Source organism: Vibrio sp. CDRSL-10 TSBA (genome assembly GCA_039696685.1).
In the GTDB taxonomy this organism is placed as follows: Bacteria; Pseudomonadota; Gammaproteobacteria; order Enterobacterales; family Vibrionaceae; genus Vibrio.
In genome coordinates this window covers 532317-549467 of sequence record CP155565.1, presented here as the reverse complement: position 1 = coordinate 549467, position 17151 = coordinate 532317, and the positions used below count along the sequence as shown (strand labels likewise).

The 17151-nt window shown below is 45.4% G+C and carries 12 protein-coding genes and 6 pseudogenes; 9 read left to right on the top strand and 9 right to left on the bottom strand.

Annotated features, from left to right (window positions below; genetic code table 11):
• Positions 1–122 precede the first annotated feature (122 nt).
• The 5 genes and pseudogenes from vxrA to ABDK09_02570 all read left to right on the top strand — a co-directional run bounded on the left by vxrA (position 123) and on the right by ABDK09_02570 (position 4551).
• Positions 123–1598: a sensor histidine kinase VxrA gene (gene vxrA, locus ABDK09_02590; protein ID XAW88263.1), complete on the top strand. Its 1476-nt coding sequence runs from the start codon at positions 123–125 to the stop codon at positions 1596–1598.
• A pseudogene (vxrB, locus tag ABDK09_02585) lies at positions 1573–2233 on the top strand (response regulator transcription factor VxrB). The gene vxrA and the pseudogene vxrB overlap by 26 nt, the downstream one beginning before the upstream one ends.
• Positions 2230–3114 carry a DUF2861 family protein gene (locus ABDK09_02580; GenBank protein XAW88440.1) on the top strand — a complete coding sequence of 295 codons (885 nt, stop codon included), beginning with the start codon at positions 2230–2232 and terminating at the stop codon, positions 3112–3114. The pseudogene vxrB and the gene ABDK09_02580 overlap by 4 nt, the downstream one beginning before the upstream one ends.
• Before the next feature lie 61 nt (positions 3115–3175).
• A pseudogene (locus tag ABDK09_02575) lies at positions 3176–4346 on the top strand (conjugal transfer protein TraF).
• 43 nt (positions 4347–4389) lie between these two features.
• Complete coding sequence (locus ABDK09_02570; protein ID XAW88262.1) at positions 4390–4551, top strand: YoaH family protein; 162 nt, start codon at positions 4390–4392, stop codon at positions 4549–4551.
• 507 nt (positions 4552–5058) lie between these two features.
• Here ABDK09_02570 and ABDK09_02565 read toward each other — a convergent pair.
• On the bottom strand, positions 5059–5919 hold the full coding sequence (locus ABDK09_02565; GenBank protein ID XAW88261.1) for a hypothetical protein: 861 nt from the start codon (positions 5917–5919) through the stop codon (positions 5059–5061).
• 792 nt (positions 5920–6711) lie between these two features.
• On the opposite strand from ABDK09_02565, the pseudogene ABDK09_02560 reads away from it, so the two are divergent.
• A pseudogene (locus tag ABDK09_02560) lies at positions 6712–6888 on the top strand (transposase).
• Positions 6889–6960: 72 nt separating this feature from the next.
• Here the strand turns inward: ABDK09_02560 and ABDK09_02555 are convergent.
• The 4 genes and pseudogenes from ABDK09_02555 to ABDK09_02540 form a co-directional block, all read right to left on the bottom strand.
• Positions 6961–8532, bottom strand: coding sequence for an AIPR family protein (locus ABDK09_02555; GenBank protein XAW88260.1), 1572 nt, complete (start codon positions 8530–8532; stop codon positions 6961–6963).
• Positions 8533–9173: 641 nt separating this feature from the next.
• Positions 9174–9693: pseudogene (locus tag ABDK09_02550) on the bottom strand (replication initiation factor family protein).
• Positions 9683–9883, bottom strand: a complete 201-nt coding sequence (locus tag ABDK09_02545; GenBank protein XAW88259.1) for a hypothetical protein — start codon at positions 9881–9883, stop codon at positions 9683–9685. Before ABDK09_02545 ends, ABDK09_02550 begins: the two are co-directional and overlap by 11 nt.
• Position 9884: 1 nt before the next feature.
• Positions 9885–10061, bottom strand: a complete 177-nt coding sequence (locus ABDK09_02540) for a hypothetical protein (GenBank protein ID XAW88258.1) — start codon at positions 10059–10061, stop codon at positions 9885–9887.
• Between the two features lie 69 nt (positions 10062–10130).
• Here ABDK09_02540 and ABDK09_02535 point away from each other — a divergent pair, with 69 nt between their 5' ends.
• The gene (locus tag ABDK09_02535) at positions 10131–10463 is read left to right on the top strand and encodes a DUF3693 domain-containing protein (protein XAW88439.1); all 333 of its coding nucleotides are present in this window, start codon (positions 10131–10133) and stop codon (positions 10461–10463) included.
• A 192-nt stretch (positions 10464–10655) separates the two neighbouring features.
• On the opposite strand, the gene yciH is transcribed toward ABDK09_02535, so the two are convergent.
• Both yciH and ABDK09_02525 read right to left on the bottom strand, forming a co-directional pair.
• Positions 10656–10967 (bottom strand): stress response translation initiation inhibitor YciH, encoded by a 312-nt coding sequence (gene yciH / locus ABDK09_02530; GenBank protein ID XAW88257.1) that lies wholly within the window; start codon positions 10965–10967, stop codon positions 10656–10658.
• Positions 10968–10976: 9 nt separating this feature from the next.
• A pseudogene (locus tag ABDK09_02525) lies at positions 10977–11352 on the bottom strand (DUF3319 domain-containing protein).
• Between the two features lie 100 nt (positions 11353–11452).
• Between ABDK09_02525 and ABDK09_02520 the strand changes: the two are divergent.
• Positions 11453–12422 (top strand): annotated as a pseudogene (locus ABDK09_02520) (tyrosine-type recombinase/integrase).
• On the opposite strand, the gene ABDK09_02515 reads toward ABDK09_02520, so the two are convergent.
• Entirely contained in the window at positions 12423–13427 is a 1005-nt protein-coding gene (locus ABDK09_02515) for a D-alanine--D-alanine ligase (protein ID XAW88256.1), read from the bottom strand.
• 161 nt (positions 13428–13588) lie between these two features.
• The gene (locus tag ABDK09_02510; protein ID XAW88255.1) at positions 13589–14173 is read right to left on the bottom strand and encodes an SPOR domain-containing protein; all 585 of its coding nucleotides are present in this window, start codon (positions 14171–14173) and stop codon (positions 13589–13591) included.
• Between the two features lie 222 nt (positions 14174–14395).
• Here ABDK09_02510 and ABDK09_02505 point away from each other — a divergent pair, with 222 nt between their 5' ends.
• Positions 14396–17110, top strand: a complete 2715-nt coding sequence (locus ABDK09_02505) for a bifunctional acetate--CoA ligase family protein/GNAT family N-acetyltransferase (GenBank protein ID XAW88254.1) — start codon at positions 14396–14398, stop codon at positions 17108–17110.
• The last annotated feature ends 41 nt before the right edge of the window (positions 17111–17151 follow it).

Below are 17151 nucleotides of genomic sequence, written 5' to 3'. Positions count from 1 at the left end.
TGCATTTAATAGAGAAGCCAGCATTTAGCTGGCTTCTTTGTTTGTGATCTATGCATTATTGACAGCAATATAACACGGTAAATGTATCTTTTTCGGATAATACGATATAGTTTTGTAAACCTATGATCTACCGAAGATTCAAATTGATTAAAGCGATACTAAATACCATAGCGTTACTGGGGATTTCTTTCTCCTCAGCGACTTATGCAGATTCGTTACCGGAACGTATCGATCTGTTTATATCGCTGTTTGATTATAAATCCGCGGTAGTATCTTACGATATACGTGCAATACAGAATGACTATCCGACCCGGTTGCTGACACCGGATACGATGCTGCCGCAAACATCATCCTATCCAATCCGGGACATCCAGCAGCTGTATCAGCTAGCAAGAACGTGCTCAGGTAAACTGCCTCTCAACCCTTTAGTGACGGAACCTTTGGTTTTTACCCGGGCACTATGTAAAGGCACCCAATTACCATTGCGCTGGTTCGGGCGCAGTGCGCTGATTCATCCCGGCGGCGGTACTTATGCTTCGCGGTATGCTGAAGTGCATCCTGAACTGATGAACAAGCTGACTCAGTACATGCACATCCAGGAGCGTCCGAAAGCGGCAGCTGGTACGTTACTGGGCCGTTTGCAAAGTATGAGCGAAGACACCATCTCCGCTTTGATTGCCGGCGCCGTAATGTTTGGTGATGACGGGGAACTTTGGCTGCGCAAAGGTGACGAATACTATGTCTTTGATGACGATACCTGGAACGAAAACGCCAGCAAAGCCGGATTGTCCTTCAGTATAGCGTCGCCGGAAAATACCTGTTTTGTACAGCGTGGTAACATCTGCTGGAATATTGAGGATCATTCTGACCTGTTACGTATAAGTATGGTGGTGTTGGTGATTGCCAACATCCTGCTGGTGATGGGTTGGTCGGTTTACCGATGGAATTCAAAGCGTCAGGATATGAAGAGTCGTATGTTGATTCTGCAAATTCTGACTCACGAACTGCGCACCCCAATCGCCAGTTTGTCCCTGACGGTGGAAGGCTTCCGACGTGAATTTGAACATTTACCGGAGTCTGTATACGATGAGTTTCGTCGCTTGTGTGAAGATTCACGCCGTTTACGCCAACTCGCTGAAGCAAGTAAAGATTATCTGCAATCCGATAATAAGCCGCTTGCGACAGACTGGGTTCCGTCCGTTGAAGAGTGGTTAAGATTTAAAGTTGAAGAAGAGTTTGCCGAACCGGTCGAGCTGATCATCAACCAAGATATCGCCGCCAAGCTCAATGTGTATTGGCTTGGTACATGTGTCGACAATTTAATACGCAACGCGGTAAAGTATGGCGTTGCTCCGGTGACGCTGGAAGTCATCACCCGAGCGGATGCTGTGACCATTAAGGTTAAGGACCAGGGAACGCTCACCAATAAGGATTGGCGTCATTTACGCAAGCCTTTCGTCAGTAAAAGTGGCTTAGGACTTGGTTTAACTATAGTAGAATCGATGGTCGGAAGAATGGGGGGAACAATGAACCTCGTTGGACCACCGACCACATTTATATTGGAGATACCCTGTGAAACAGACATTGCTTCTTGTTGAAGATGACAAAAACCTAGCTGACGGCCTGTTGGTCAGTCTGGAGCAAGCAGGATATGACTGTTTACATGCAGAAACGATCGCTGCGGTAAAGCAATATTGGGATCAAGCCGATTTGGTTATTCTCGATCGACAGCTTCCTGATGGTGACTCAGTTCAACATCTTGCTGGCTGGAAAGAAATTAAAGATATTCCTGTTATTCTTCTGACCGCATTGGTTACAGTGAAAGACAAAGTAACCGGTCTGGATGCAGGTGCGAATGATTACCTGACCAAACCGTTTGCTGAAGCAGAACTGTTTGCCCGCGTTTCGTGCCCAGCTTCGCCTGCCGGACAATGATGAGATGGACGACAGCAAAGTTGTGACTGACAATCTGATCATCGATAAAGCAACGCGTGAAGTGTTCTTTAACGGTGAGTCTGTGACTCTGACACGTACTGAGTTTGATCTGCTGCTGTTTTTGGCCAGCAACCTGGGCCGGGTGTTCACTCGTGATGAACTGCTTGACCATGTTTGGGGCTACAACCATTTTCCGACGACTCGTACCGTGGATACGCATGTACTGCAGCTGCGTCAGAAACTACCTGGCCTGGATATCGAGACGCTACGCGGCGTCGGATATAAAATGAAAGCATAACAATGCGATCAACGGCTTTACTGATTGGCACGCTGCTCAGCGTGCCTTTATCAGCCCAGGCAGTGGAGTGGTTTCAAAAAAGCACTCCACTGACCCAGGCGCACCAAAACCTGCTCAACAACGACCTAGCGAGCATGTTCGCTTCTTTGGTTGAAGTCTGGCAGCTCGATCACAACAAAAACATTCGTTCACACCTCGATGAACTATTGCTGCAATCACTGACTGTCGATTGCGGTAAAGGCTTAGATAACAAAGCATTTCCGGACTGGATTTCGGGAGTCACTCTGCGCAGAATTGATATTCAAAGCCCGGGGCGCGATGCGTACCAGGTACTGATTGATGCCAAAGTGACCAAAGCGATCAGCGACATCAAGCTGACACAGTGGGTTGATAAGCCTCTTTCCAGTGACAGTACCTTTACCCGAACCGACCGTGACAGTGTCACATCAAACACGCAATCGTATTTGAAACGCTACAATCTCAATACCAAGCTCAATATGGGCCTTTACCGTCTGGATATCACCGCTGCGGATAAAGAAACCTGGAGCTCGTGGATTATTTTCGGTCACCCGCAAGCAAAACAGACTGTACGTTGGGCTTCGAAAGACCAATGGGTCGTTGAGAAAAACGCGCTGCTGAACCGTTATTGCCCGCTGCCTAAATTGGGTGTCTCCGTGTTTGATTATGAAGATGGTAAGTACAAAGAGATCTGGAAACAGACCTACGAGTCAGACTATCCGACCAAACTGGAGCAGGACGACTTGCCCGATGATCGCTATGTGTTAGCAGTGTCGATGACCCATCATCGCTGGCAAGGGCCAATAGTTATTGAGCAATCTCAAGTTATCAGCAAAACATATGACGTTTCGCTAGATGAATAACTAAAGTTAATGGAAAATACGCCGTTATATAACCAAATGGATTTTATGGTTGGGTAACGGCATGAATACTAAATTAAAGTTTCTCGCGCTGGCTGTCTCTGTGACAGCTCCGGGCGTTTTCGCAGCGAACTACGCGATTGAAGCACGTGGTGATGCGATGGGTGGTGTCGGCGTAGTCGCGGCAAACTACCTGACAGCTCCTTTCTATAATCCGGCTATTGTGGCGATTTATCGTCGCAATGATGATGCCGGCATGATTCTTCCCAGCTTTGGTATCAACTACAACGACCCGGATAACCTGGTCGATAATATGGATGCAATTTCCGATCTGATCGACAGTGGTGATGTTTCCCGCGCTGCCGAGTTGCAGGCCAAAATGGATGAAGTGAACGGAGATGTAGTCAATGCCAACATTGGCGGTGTCGTCGCCTTTGGTATTCCGAACCAGTATCTGTCCATGAACCTGTTCGGCAAAGCCTATGCTGAAACTTTTGCTACGCCGCAAATTGCTGACAACTGCAGCACGCCAGCGAACACCGACTTGTGTACCCTTGAGAAACGCACAGAACAGTACCGTCAATGCGGTATCGGTCGCAGTGACGGAAGTCGGTATTTCACTGGCCAAGTATCAAACCTTCCTTGGCCAACACATGTCGTTTGGTATCAGCCCGAAATTACAACGTATCTACACCTATGTGTATGAAGCGGGTATCAACAACTACGATATTTCTGATTTACGTGAAAACAGCCGTGGCGAAACTACGTTTAACATCGACGCCGGCGCGTTGTGGTTTTATGGTCCGTTCCGGATTGGCCTGGCAGCCAGTAACCTGATCAGCCGTGATATCGAAACGCGTAGCGTGGTTTCTCAGGTAGCCGGTAATCCAAACCTGCAGTACTCGTATCAGATTCGTCCGCAATACACCGTAGGGGCGGGCATCGTTGCTGACTACGTTACTCTGAGTGTTGATTACGATCTGAATGAAGACAAACGCTTTGATGATTTTGCCGATAACACACAGATGATTCGCGTCGGTGGTGAAATTGATTTAATGCGTCAGCTAAAACTGCGCGCCGGTTATAACAAGAACCTGGCATACAGTGGAAGTGAAGGGACGGTAACAGCGGGTATTGGTTTATCGCCTCTGAATTTGTTCCAGCTTGATATCGGTGCCAGCTACACCAATGAAAATGCCATGGGCGGATACGTAAACTTCCTTGCGAGTTACTAAACGAACCTCTATAGTTGGGCTCCTTAATTAAGGAGCCTTTTTTATGTTTGATGATTTACCTACCTTAAGCCACGCCGAGCAACAGGCGGCGGTCGAAAAAATTCAGCAGTTGATGGCGCAGGGCATCAGTACTGCAGAAGCGATTAAAATCGTAGCGCAGCAAATCCGCCAGGAGCAGCAGCAACAAGCAGACAACCAAGAATAGGGCACGTAACGTGCTCTTTTTTTGCCTTTCAAAATCACCCAGCACCTCCTTTTTTTCCGTAATTTCTGAATTAACCCCACTAAATTAATAATAAACAACTACTTATAGCAGGATAAAATCCTGCCGTACGACTCCCATGAAAGCTATCTGTAATTTTATTACAATCTCCGTTAGGGGTAAAAAATAGACCAGTGTTTTGTGCTAATGCGTTACGGTGTGATTACTTACTAATGGCAGATATAAAGCCAGAACAGGTTTTAGAACGTCAGGTCGGTATTGTGTTTAATCTGAAGTCTGGTGTACGGCAGAGGTTGCCCCGCAACTCAGTTGCAACGTAAAAGATGCCCCGGTTTGTGTTGAACCAGATAAACTTCCAACGGGGTTATCGACGGGGTGATGTTACTGAATCCTGTGTTGAGCCTGTTTGAGTCGTTTCCGCTAAACAGGCTCCGGATGGGTCGCATTGGGTGTCTTCAGGCGCTACAACGTGCTATGTCGGGGTGATGACTAATTAAGGTCGATACAAGCAAGAAAGCGCGCCAACAGCACCAGTTGTTTTGACAGTCGATTGGGCTTGAACAGCAAGACAGTATGAGCAAGCCAGATATAGCGATTCAATTTGCGGCTGACTCGTTTGAATTCAGCGCGAACTGATTCATTACTTTCGGCAATCCAGGCTTCTACTGCGCGTATACGCGTTTGCTGACTGACGCTGTGCAGTCGATATGAGTCGAGCAGAAACAGTACTACATCTCGAACTTTCCGCGCCGGGTCATTACTGATCTGGGCTTCTTCCAGGTCGACAAACGTGACTTTACCGTTTTGATTGACCAGAATGTCACGCATTGCCGGCCTGCCGTGGATAAAGTTTTTCTGGTGCATTTCATTTAAGGCACACATTGCCCGGCGGAAAAGCAGCTTAGGCGAATTGGCGTCTGTTTTATTGATAGGAGAGCCACCATCTTCGGTGATAAACCAGGATTTGTTGACATAGCGAAGACGGGCGACCGGCAGTTGATGCGCCATGGCATATTGATACGCTTTCACTTCATGTAAGAATCGTTGCTCAGGCGTATCGGCACTATGTAGTGCCAGTTTGCGAAAGCGCTTGTTTAAGCGCGCCAGTCCACTCAGCGTTCGGTTGAGAAGGTTACGTTTGTCCTCACCACGTTTTTTAAGCCAAAAAGTTTGCTCTGCCCAGCGAAAGTGATAGACGTAATTTTGTTTTTTCATTTTACTTTTGATCACGTACTTTGTGTTGAGTGGTAAAACTATAAAACAGTGTACAATTGCGGCAAGATAAGAAATTTTCACAACACAAAAAGTGGGGTAATGTAGCTTGGATGTGCGTTTGACTTGATAATTCAATTTGTGACGGCGTCACTCAATGAAACGGCCGCCCTGTAGCCCATCATTTATGGTGTTTTCAGTACGTAACTGTGATTATAGACAATAAACATTCAGGGTTTGCTTAGGGTTACTATTCAGATAAATCTATGTTCACTTAATTCCAGCAATGCATATCTAGCGCACTATAACTAATTATATGTATGACAAAATCAGCATCATTGCACCAATAGAGGTGATATCAGTGACATCTGACCAAAAGCTTTGCATAGCAACGAGCAAGATAGTGCAAATCAGCAAACTATAATTCGACGATGAGTTTTGATAGCAAAGATTGGTACGTATTTGGTTCTTTTTGTTAATGATTGCAAAACTCCCAGTGCGAATACTTCTAGGTTAAGATTAATGATTGCATTTTGAATTGTGTAGCGGATTTGCATTTGAGCGGTGTCAAAGTCGGCTTGATCGCGGGGGTTGTAGATCATTTATTCAATGTCTGTGTCGTGCTCGGTGCTTACGTCGTCAACCAGTTGAAACAAGCAGGTAGACAGTTAGAACAGTGGAATAATGACAGGCAAAAAGCATGTTCTTAGGCCGTATGAATAAGACTTGGTAAGTTCAAAGTCTTTTGCCATTGATATGAGTTATTCAATTATCAGGAGTGGAGCAACTTAAGTTATGGTCAATTTGAAGATAGGTTGAGAAAGCCAGGATCGAAATCTCTTAACGTTGTTTGCCAAAATCATCATCAGTGATTCGAGAAGCACACTTAACAATTAGCACGTTCAATGGAAACCGGTAAGAAACACAACCCGGTTGTTTAATAAATATCCGCATAGAAGAAAGAAACTTTGGGGAAATCATTTTTGGGCACGAGGGTACTTTGTCGATACAGTTGGTGTAAATGAAGAAATCATTAGACGTTACGTCAGACACCAAGACAAGCAAGATCAAGAACATGAGGCGCAGTTAGAGTTGAAGATGAACTAACAACGCGGAAATGCCCCTTTCAGGGGCTGTAAACCAAATCCGCCTTCTAAGAAGGCGGATTTTTACTATTAGTTACTCAATATGAGTTGCTAAATCTGTTAGAGGTTGTAAATCAGTTATTTGTCTTAGTGAGGCAAGTTTCTCTTTAACTGAATCAGAAACGATTTGTAATTGATTCTCTTTAGTTTCACTTAAATAACTCGTCAAGTCAGTATTAGTTACACTGATGATTAGAGGTAATATCGCTGCGACCACAGGCACCCAAAATCCGATTAAATCATCCAAACTGAAATTAGAAGTAATACATGAGTTATACTTGAATTTCGCGAATTTTACATCTATAGATTGATCAGCAATTTCATCCAAAATTTGACCAACAACAGCAGTAACAAAATATCTAGATTTTAAATTCTGAAGAAAAACAAACGCCTTTTCATCGCTATCCTTTCTATTTTGTTTGGATTTTAAAGAACCTTTATGCCTTTCAATTGCTTTGGAAACACAATAAGCAAGTAAAATATGTTGAGCCTTTGAGTCTTTGAAAGCATTTTGATAAGCGCTATTAGTTTCAAAGACGTAGTTTTTACCTCTGTTAGCACTATTATAATCACCATGGAATGCAACTAATGGCTGAGCTACTGATTCAATACCAAATAAGGCACCAGAATTTTCAAAGCCACGCTTAAGAGAATAAGTATATCCGAATTTTTTAAACTCTTCTATTAGTGCCTTTTGTTCCATACTGTTTGTATAGTGGTCCCACGTAGTAATATGGTTCTGAGTGTTATTGTATTGCACAATTTTTTTCACCTTCTCTTCATCATCACATTCAATAATTCTGCACATTACCTTCACATTATTAAGCTTATCTGAATCAGATACTGCACCGATTGAACCTGTAGTTTGTGCACCATTTATAATTGATATTCCGCTTAGTGTATTATTAAGAGAGTTGAATTTAACAGTGAGAATAGTGATGCCATTGTTAAATACAAAAAAATCTGTTGGATTGTTTTCTGCTGTAGATCTGATCGCGTTATTTATTTTTTTTCTTTTATTTATACCCATAAATCCACGATAGTTTGCACTGAACAAATCATTCGGTTTTTTCAAATATTGTTCATGTAACCAACTGCCATTGACATAACCTAAGTAAGCACTCCAACCATCATCGTTTAAAGATGTAAATATTTCACCGTCGAATTTTATATCTTCTGTTATTACTATTTGTTGAGATAGTGATATGTAAAGTTTTTCAATACTTTTTGCTCCAAGCTCTTTATATTCAACGGCCAAATCTTTCTCTGAATAAGCACTTTTTAGATACTGCGCGCACGTATCAAGCTCTCTACGAACATTTTCAGACTCGATGCAATTGTGAGTGTATAAGAGTTCTATTGTATCGATTTCATCATTATCTATTAATGATCGTACCTCTGATATTTTATCTTTTAAATCTACTGGTAGCGCCGATATGTTGCCCGTTTTAACCCATGCTAATGCTTGATTCAGATCTGCAGCTTTGCTTGCTGGAGCCTCTATTTTATAATCTTCTTTTTTAGAGAAATAGCCTTGTACAATGTATAGAGTAGAGTTGTTTTGATAGATAAAGTCTATACCCTTGTCGTTTGGGCCGTCTGTCAAACCATCCGTTTCCTAACTTATCCAAATCAGACTCATCTAAGTAGAGCCCCATACACCAAATCAAATGAGCATTTTCGGTGCCATACTCAGCAATTAAGCTTTCATTTTTTCGGAACTTATTTAAATGTTGAAATTTTACTGACATTTCAATTACCTATATTGAGTTTTTTAGTTTTTATTAAAGATTCTAAATTTAGTCAAAGTGAACTCGTATATAAAACTATCGTAGATAGATTGTCTGTTTAACGCGTCACTCAAAATTAGTCTGACAACACAATCATGCAACCACTTTATAACCCACTCCTGAAAGCAGATCTGAAGCGAACAAATGTATAACAAACCTTTATACCTATAAGCAATTATATACGTGTTAATAGATGGGAGTTAGTCCCATTTGGGAGCAATTCCTAAAACTAAGATGTGTGTCACCTGTGGTGAGTTCTGTGTGTTCTAAATGGCATCTATTGGTTACTTCGGCGATTTTCTCAATATTAAACAAGCAGTTTATTTCATCATTAGGATAGATTTGAATCGCAAAGTGGTTTCGGAGTTATAGACTCATAATAGAAGGATTAATACTATTTGTGCGCACGTTCGAAAAACCTTTGCTTGCTTTAAGCTAACCGACTTTATTTTATTTAATCGTCGACGGCCAAATCAAGACGGGCGAGGCGAGTCACGCCCAGAATTGTGGCTAACCACCAATGCAGTTTGGTGTGTGAGATACGCTCAAACAGTCGTGTGCAGCCTGTACCGTTAATCTGAACAAACACGGTATCAAGGTTTCCCGCCGATGCCGACCAGACCACATTCGACTGTGCCGGTCATATCCAGAATGACCATCGAATCGTCGTACCCATGCAGGCCGCGACCGCGCATTGGTGACAGACGAAAGCCCATCACTTTTTGCATGAACTCTTCAAAGCGATGTGACAGAATCTTGCGCACCTTGTTTTTGTACTGAGTGATGGCGTTATCCAGTTGCTCAGGCGTAGACAATGCAGGCTCCCGATACTCAGGAAACTGCAGGTTGATAAAGTCCTGGTCATTAGAGCGGTCCAAGTGTTTCAAGTCCGAGTACGCGAACGTAAACGCCAAGTGGTCAACCTTGACCGGACGCACTTGATCGTGAAATAGGTTCAATGGCTTTTTAGATGGCATGGAAAACTCCTTTGAGCAGCAGCTCCTGGTAGTTTTCATCGGTGATTTCGACCATCTGATAAGGGTCACTGCAGTAGTGAGTCGACAGATACAAGTCGAACTCAAACTGTGATTTGAAGAAACGATGGCCCCAAGGGAAATAAGCGTTGATGCCAATGGCCGGTGCGTTGTCGAAGTAGATGGTATCCATATCAGTGACCATCCACAGAGCGAGATTGAGAGAACGTCACGCCGTAACGTTTGATTGGAGTCAGGACAAAACGACCAAGTATGCAGCCGACAAAACAGAACAGCGACACATACAGTGCCAGGTAGATTGAGAGATCCTGAATGTCATGAGCTGTCATCAAAACCGAGTTGTCCTCCATAACCAAATACCTTAACAGTTGGGTGACCGCCAAGGTGTCGGGTTAAGGCCGAGCAACCAAGGCAGTCAAATTACCAGTTATGGGAATCATAAATACCAAATCTGGGAACAAATAGCGCTGGATATGAAAGTTCCAGCGTCGAGAATATCTGAATTCAGAAAATGCAAACGCTATATGACTGATTCACAAGCAATTTTCCTTGCAGAGAATTCAGGAATTGACCCAGAGGTGGCGTTACTGGGTTGCCAGGCTGACCGCAACGATAATCCAACCATTAAAGCGATGTGGGAAAACATTGCAAAAAAGTATAACGGGCTGGGTTTACAAGGATTATCAATGGCTTGCGGTAGCTTGGCTTTGTATGCGGCTGACGCCCACAGTACTTTAGAGCAATCACTCTAAGTGCGTATTATGTACGTTATGTTAAATAATATTGAGTATTAAGAAGAGCGCCTGTCTAAGGCACTCTTCTCTCTTTCCTGGTTGATAGCCTTATCCGGATTACGACATGGTTTATTGAACATAACCATATTTACCATAAAATAGCTAATAACTACTTTGCTATCTGCCGATATCAACCTGGTTATTAGCCGATTAGCCGCCGGCTAATTTGACCTTGAAACCTTTCTTTTCCAGCAACGCTTTAATCTTGTCGCGCATGTCGCCTTGGATCTCGATGTCGCCATCTTTTACCGAGCCGCCGCAACCGCAGACTTTCTTAAGTTCAGCTGCCAAAAGTTTGAGTGGCGCGTCATCCAAATCCAGGCCTTTGACAATACAAACGCCTTTGCCTTTACGGCCTTTGGTTTCTTTGTGGATACGGACAATACCGTCGCCTTTAGGACGTTCGGTTTTCTCTGGTTCCTGTTGAATTCGGCCGACTTCTGTCGAATATACAAGTGTCATAACAATCTACTACTTCTTTTGTTGGGCTTCAGCACGCTGTCTAGCGAGCAAGTATGCCTCGATATGCTTTTGAATGGCAACTTTTGAGCCTTTAATTAAGCGTCCATTGAAAAAACAATACCAACCATTCGCTTCACCAGTGTCGTTTCTTCAGAGCAAACCCATTGAAATTTTCCTGGATTCCAGCCGCGTCATCTCGTTTACGGCCAACAGAATCGAACTCTTTCGGGTCGATTATCGAAGCAGTTTCACACCACCAATCGATGCTCTTTTTTACCGCTGCTAAGTTGCCAGACAAAAGATGGTTCTTAATCTGAACTTGCCATATTTCCGTAGAATTGTTCGCAGATTTGAGGTTAAACCCTCGATAAGTAGCTATTGGCATAAGCATCTGTTTCTTTTGGTTACGGTAAATTAAATAATAATTGTATATTTCGTGTTAGCAAGTATATTTATTAGCAAAAAACTAGTTATAGTGCGTGAGAGTGAAAAAAAATCTAACGGTGATCACAGATCAAGTCATTGTAAAACAGAAGGTTACTGAATTCGGTCGTCTAGTCACTCGTGACCAACTAAATGAGCTGACTCAGCACCAGTACAGTGCAAACTCGTTACTGGCATTCACGAAAGATTGGAATATCTTCCTGGAATTCTGCATTTCGCGCTCGGTACGCCCTATTCCGGCCTCTGCGACAGCTGTTCGTCAATTCCTTGAATTTGAGGCTCGTTCCAGAAAATACAGCACAATAAAACGTTACGCTGTCACTATAAGTCTTGTTCATAGCTTGCTAAATCAAAAGGACCCGACTGCAACCAGCCAGGTAAAAACGACACTTACCTCATTACGGTTAGAGAAGCATGGTGACGATACTCAGGCAGCCAGCTTTGATCAACATCACCTCGATGAACTGTTTGAACTGCTCAATGATAATCCGGCGCCCCGTGTCATCAGAGACTTGGCGATTTATCACGTTATGTTTGAGTGTGCATTGAAGCGGTCGGAGTTAAAGAAACTCAGCTTTGAGCAATTGGTTTGTCTGAGTGAAGACAGCGAAGATTATTTGATTCAGTTTGGTGAAACGACCTATGCTTTATCATCACAGGCCAAAGTGACGCTATCGCGTTGGGTGGCATTACTGCCCCAGCAACAAGGTGTGATATTCCGTGCTATTGATCGCCACGGCAATATCTCCGCCGGAGCTTTGAATGATTCATCGATCTTCAGAATTTTGAGAAATGCCGGTGAGTATCTGCAGCAACCAGAGTTAAAATTTTCCGGCCATTCAGCCCGAATTGGTGCTGCGCGTCAGTTGGCAAAACAAGGGTATAAAGCGAGGGATATTCAAGAGTTTCGGACGCTGGCTCAGTGCCGCGATGCCTTACCAATATATTGGAAGTAAGAACACCGCGGAACAAGAGAAGCTGAAATTTGTCAGCTTTAAGCCACTGGATTGATTATGCTTTTACGCTTAGTGACGAGCGTACACAATCTGCCAGGAATTCTGAGAACTTGTGGCCGTTGTGTTCCAGCATTTTCGGGAACATAGAGATTGGCGTCATACCCGGGAAGGTATTCACTTCGTTCAGGTACACGTTACCTTCCGGTGTCAGGAAGAAATCAATCCGGGACAAATGGCGCAGCTTCATGTGGGTAAACACCTTACGCGCGACATCCTGAATCAGTTGTTGCTGCTCATCACTCAGGTTGTGAGCTTCCACTTCTGTACGTGAATGACTGCCGGCGCTGTATTTCTCTTCATAGCTGTAGAAGGCGTCTTCCGGTGCAATGATTTCACCAGGCTTGGTAATAAACAGTTCACCGTTCAGCTCATAGGCGGCCACTTCCAGTTCACGTGGTTTAACCGCTTTTTCAACTAATACCTGTTCAGAAAACTTAAATGCATTCTGGATAGCATCAGCAACTTCATGCTCTTTAGTGACCTTGTAACAACCTACTGAAGAGCCTTGACGTGCAGCCTTGATAAACAGACTTCCCCACTGACGAAATGCCGCCAAGGTATCCTGATACGCCTGCTCACTGTTTTCAGACAAAAACAGATAAGGCGTGTTAGGGATATTTAACGCGTCATACCAAAGTTTGGAGGTGATTTTGTTGAAGCTGTTAGAGCTCGCTTCCGGACCACAACCCAGGTAAGGAATTCCGGCCAGTTCGAACATCGACTGAATATCACCGGTTTCACCGGGGTAGCCGTGAATACAAGGAACCACAAAGTCGATCTTAACTGACAGCGCTTCATCGTTCAGTGTCGCCGAGTTGGTATCCAGATAAACAATCTCACCGGCGTCGGTAAACCAGCCGTCTTGTTTCATTTCGACGCGAATGACATCGAAATCTGCAGTCAAAGCTAATTGCTGCTGAAGGTAGTTTGCAGAAACAAGTGACACTTCATGTTCAGAAGAGCCGCCGCCACACAACAGTAAGATAGTGTTTTTTGTCATTGAAATCTTTCCGTGACATCAGGAATTATTAGCTGGCTATGATAATCAATTCGCGCTCAACTTACACCGTTCCTGCGAATTTCTCACACAATCATGGTTTAAATGGTCATAGAACAAACAATAAAGGGGCTTCCTGCCCCTTTATTCATGACTCACCAGAGTTAATTCAGTTTATTCAGCGTCGGGAACTGTGAATTTTTAATCGTATCGATACTTTTCACGAACGGCTTAAGAGACTTAAATTCGCCCGGCAGAGTTGCGATTGCTGCCTCAGCTTCCTTGCGAGTGGCGTAATCTCCAAATAGCACGGTATACCACTTGGTACCGTTAACGACTTTATAGTTTTCCCAAATAGGCTGGCCGTTGCCTGGCAGTTTATTCGCAAACTCGTCGACTTTATTCTGAGTGCCAACCGCTACCACTTGAATGGTAAACCCGTAACGCGGGTTCATTGCCACCTGCTTTGCAGATGGAGGTGTGATAGAAACCGTTGGTTTTTGCTGAGCAGCAGGTTTGGTCTGAACGGTGTTGGTTGGCGCGACAACCGGAGCCGTTCTGACAACATTCATTTCAACATTTTGCTCTGTCACGCCTTGTGCGGTGCCCTGTGCAGACACAACAGGCTGAGAAACCGGTGCGGCAGCGTACTCTTCAGTATGACTTTCGGTCGTTACGTCTGTGATGTAGCTGCCCGATGAACATGCACCGAGTAGCGCTGACAGGCCAACTATTGCAATTTTTTTCATGGAATCTTAAACACTCTGAGTAGAAAGTAATTAAATCATGCCGATAGCAGCGCTCAGAATCAAGCGTAGCAGTAGAATTATCATCGATATCCTGTGATTTGTGACACAAAGTCGCATCACCTGCATGCCGTCAGGATCACAACCAGATTAAATACAGTAACAGAGGCATGGGTTATTGGTTAAGATATACCCACGTCATCTGTGCGCGTGTGAGCCTAACTCATGAATAATTTAAGCCAGTTATTGAAACCGAAATCCGTTGCCGTGATCGGTGCATCGGTTCGCCCGTTCCGGGCCGGCAATATCGTGATGAAAAACCTGCTTCAGGGCGGATTTGATGGTGCGATTATGCCCGTTACGCCTTATTATCCCTCAGTTTGCGGTGTTCTGGCCTATAAAACGATTGAAGCCTTGCCGCTGGTTCCTGACATTGCGATTCTGTGCACACACGCTTCACGCAATACCGCTATTTTTCAGCAGCTCGCTGAAAAAGGAGTGTCCTGCGTCATTGTGCTCTCGTCAGACATGCATACGCTGGATGCGCAAGGTAACGAGATTCAGCAGCAGTGTCAGGCAATAGCCAAAAGCGCCGGAATGCGTATTCTCGGCCCAAATAGTCTGGGACTCATCCTGCCATGGGTAAATTTTAACGGTTCATTCTCACCGGTCACCGCCCTGAAAGGCAATATTGCCTTCATTTCCCAATCAGCAGCCGTGTGCACCACTATTCTTGATTGGGCGAACGACAAGGAAATTGGCTTTTCAGCCTTTGTCTCACTCGGTAACGCCAGTGATATTGAATTCTCCGACCTGCTTGATTGCCTCAGTACCGACAAACACACTGATGCTATTCTGCTCTACGTCGACACCATCCAGGACGCACGCCGGTTTATCTCGGCCGCTCGTGCGGCTTCGCGTAACCGCCGAATCCTGGTCCTCAAAGGCGGCCGAACGTCCGCTGGCCGTAAGGCGGCGCAAATGCACACCGGTGGTGATGATACGTTAGACATCATCTACGATTCAGCCATCCGGCGTTCCGGTATGTTGCGGGTCAACAACAGTCACGAGTTGTTTGCGGCGGTAGAAACTCTGACTCACTCGGTACCGCTGCGCGGTGAGCGTCTGGCAATCATCACCAACGGTGGCGGGCCTGCGATTATGGCTATTGATACCCTGCTCGAACGCGGTGGCAAACTGGCTGAGCTGGAAGAGAGCGTGTATGAGAAGCTTAATCAGTGCCTGCCGCAGAGCTGGTCGCACAGTAATCCGATTGATATCGTCGGCGATGGCGACCACACGCGTTACGTGAATGCGTTAAAAGCGGTGCTTGATGGCGACAACATCGACGCCATTTTGATCATGCACAGTCCTTCTGCGATTGCTCAGTCAGAGCAGACCGCACAGGCGATTGTGGATGTGATCAAATCACACCCGCGATCTCGTCGGTTCAATATTCTCACTAACTGGTCCGGGGAACAAACCGCCCGTCCGGCGCGACAGATCTTTGCTCAGGCTGGGATCCCCACGTACCGGACCCCGGAGAGTGCTGTGGTTGCATTTATGCACCTGGTGGAATACCGAAGAAACCAGAAGCAACTGATGGAAACGCCAACCACAGCAGAAGCCGTTCACGTCTCAGAAGTGAACAGCGCCAAACAGTGGATTGACGAGCATCTGCAAGACAGTGATCAGGTCGAGCTCGATACTCATCAAATCGGCAGTCTGCTCAAATGTTTCAACTTCAGCGTCCTGCCGACCTGGATTGCATCTGATGCCAGTGAAGCGGTTCATATTGCGGAAACCATAGGCTATCCGGTTGCGGTAAAATTACGTTCCCCGGATATTACTCACAAATCCGATGTTCAGGGGGTCATGCTCAACCTGCGCAACAGCGCCGAAGTGGCCAACGCGGCACAGGCGATTCTCGACCGAACTCAGATCACCTATCCTTCGGCTAATATCCACGGCTTGCTGGTTCAGGGCATGGCCAAACTGGCCGGTGGTGAAGAGCTGCGAATTAAAGTCAAACATGACAACACCTTCGGGCCGGTGATTTTGCTCGGCCAGGGCGGTTCGGAGTGGAACGAGGCAATAGATGCGGCTGCGGCGCTGCCGCCGCTTAATATGATCCTGGCCCGCTATCTGATTGTGCGGGCGATTCGCGGAGGCAAGATACGCCTGCAGAAACTGCCGGTACCGATTGATGTGGATGGTCTGTCGGAGTTTTTGGTCCGAATCTCACAAATGGTGGTCGAATGCCCGCAAGTACATGAACTGGATATCCATCCAGTTTTGGTCAACGGCAGCCAATTTACTATTCTCGATGCGGATTTAACTCTCAAGCGCTTTAACGGTGATGCCCAGGGACGGTTGGCCATCCGACCTTACCCATCAGAGATGGCGGAGGAAGTGACGGCGAAAGATGGTGACGTTGTCACTATACGCCCTATTCTGCCCGAAGATGAACCAGACCATGCCGCGTTTATTAAAAAGGTCAGTAAGGAAGATCTCTACAAACGCTTCTTTTCTGATGTCGGCGAATTCAACCATGAAGCGTTGGCCAACCTGACGCAGATCGATTATGACCGTGAAATGGCCTTCGTCGCTGTGACTCATCAGGGGGATAAGCCAGAAATTATCGGCGTGTCACGCGCGCTGATTAACCCGGAAAATACCGATGCCGAGTTTGCGATTCTGATCCGCTCCGATCTTAAGGGTAAAGGCCTGGGTAAAATTCTGATGGGTAAAATCATCGATTACTGCCGCAGTAAAGGTACCCTGCAGATGTCAGGCATGACGATGCCAACCAACCGTGGAATGTTGGGGCTGGCAAAAGGCTTGGGATTTGCGGTGGACGTTCATTTTGAAGACGGGACCGCCGATATGGTCCTTAAACTCGAAACGATGCAAGAAAATGCAGCCCGGCAAGCCATGTAGCCTGCCGGGCTGCATTGTCATTCTGCCGCAAATACCTGAAC

Excerpts from the sequence above, each read along its gene's own strand:
- ABDK09_02515 (XAW88256.1), bottom strand. The coding sequence starts at position 13,427 with ATGACAAAAAACACTATCTTACTGTTGTGTGGCGGCGGCTCTTCTGAA.
- ABDK09_02505 (XAW88254.1), top strand. The coding sequence starts at position 14,396 with ATGAATAATTTAAGCCAGTTATTGAAACCGAAATCCGTTGCCGTGATC.
- ABDK09_02570 (XAW88262.1), top strand. The coding sequence starts at position 4,390 with ATGTTTGATGATTTACCTACCTTAAGCCACGCCGAGCAACAGGCGGCG.
- ABDK09_02510 (XAW88255.1), bottom strand. The coding sequence starts at position 14,173 with ATGAAAAAAATTGCAATAGTTGGCCTGTCAGCGCTACTCGGTGCATGT.
- yciH (XAW88257.1), bottom strand. The coding sequence starts at position 10,967 with ATGACACTTGTATATTCGACAGAAGTCGGCCGAATTCAACAGGAACCA.
- vxrA (XAW88263.1), top strand. The coding sequence starts at position 123 with ATGATCTACCGAAGATTCAAATTGATTAAAGCGATACTAAATACCATA.
- ABDK09_02540 (XAW88258.1), bottom strand. The coding sequence starts at position 10,061 with ATGGAGGACAACTCGGTTTTGATGACAGCTCATGACATTCAGGATCTC.
- ABDK09_02545 (XAW88259.1), bottom strand. The coding sequence starts at position 9,883 with ATGGATACCATCTACTTCGACAACGCACCGGCCATTGGCATCAACGCT.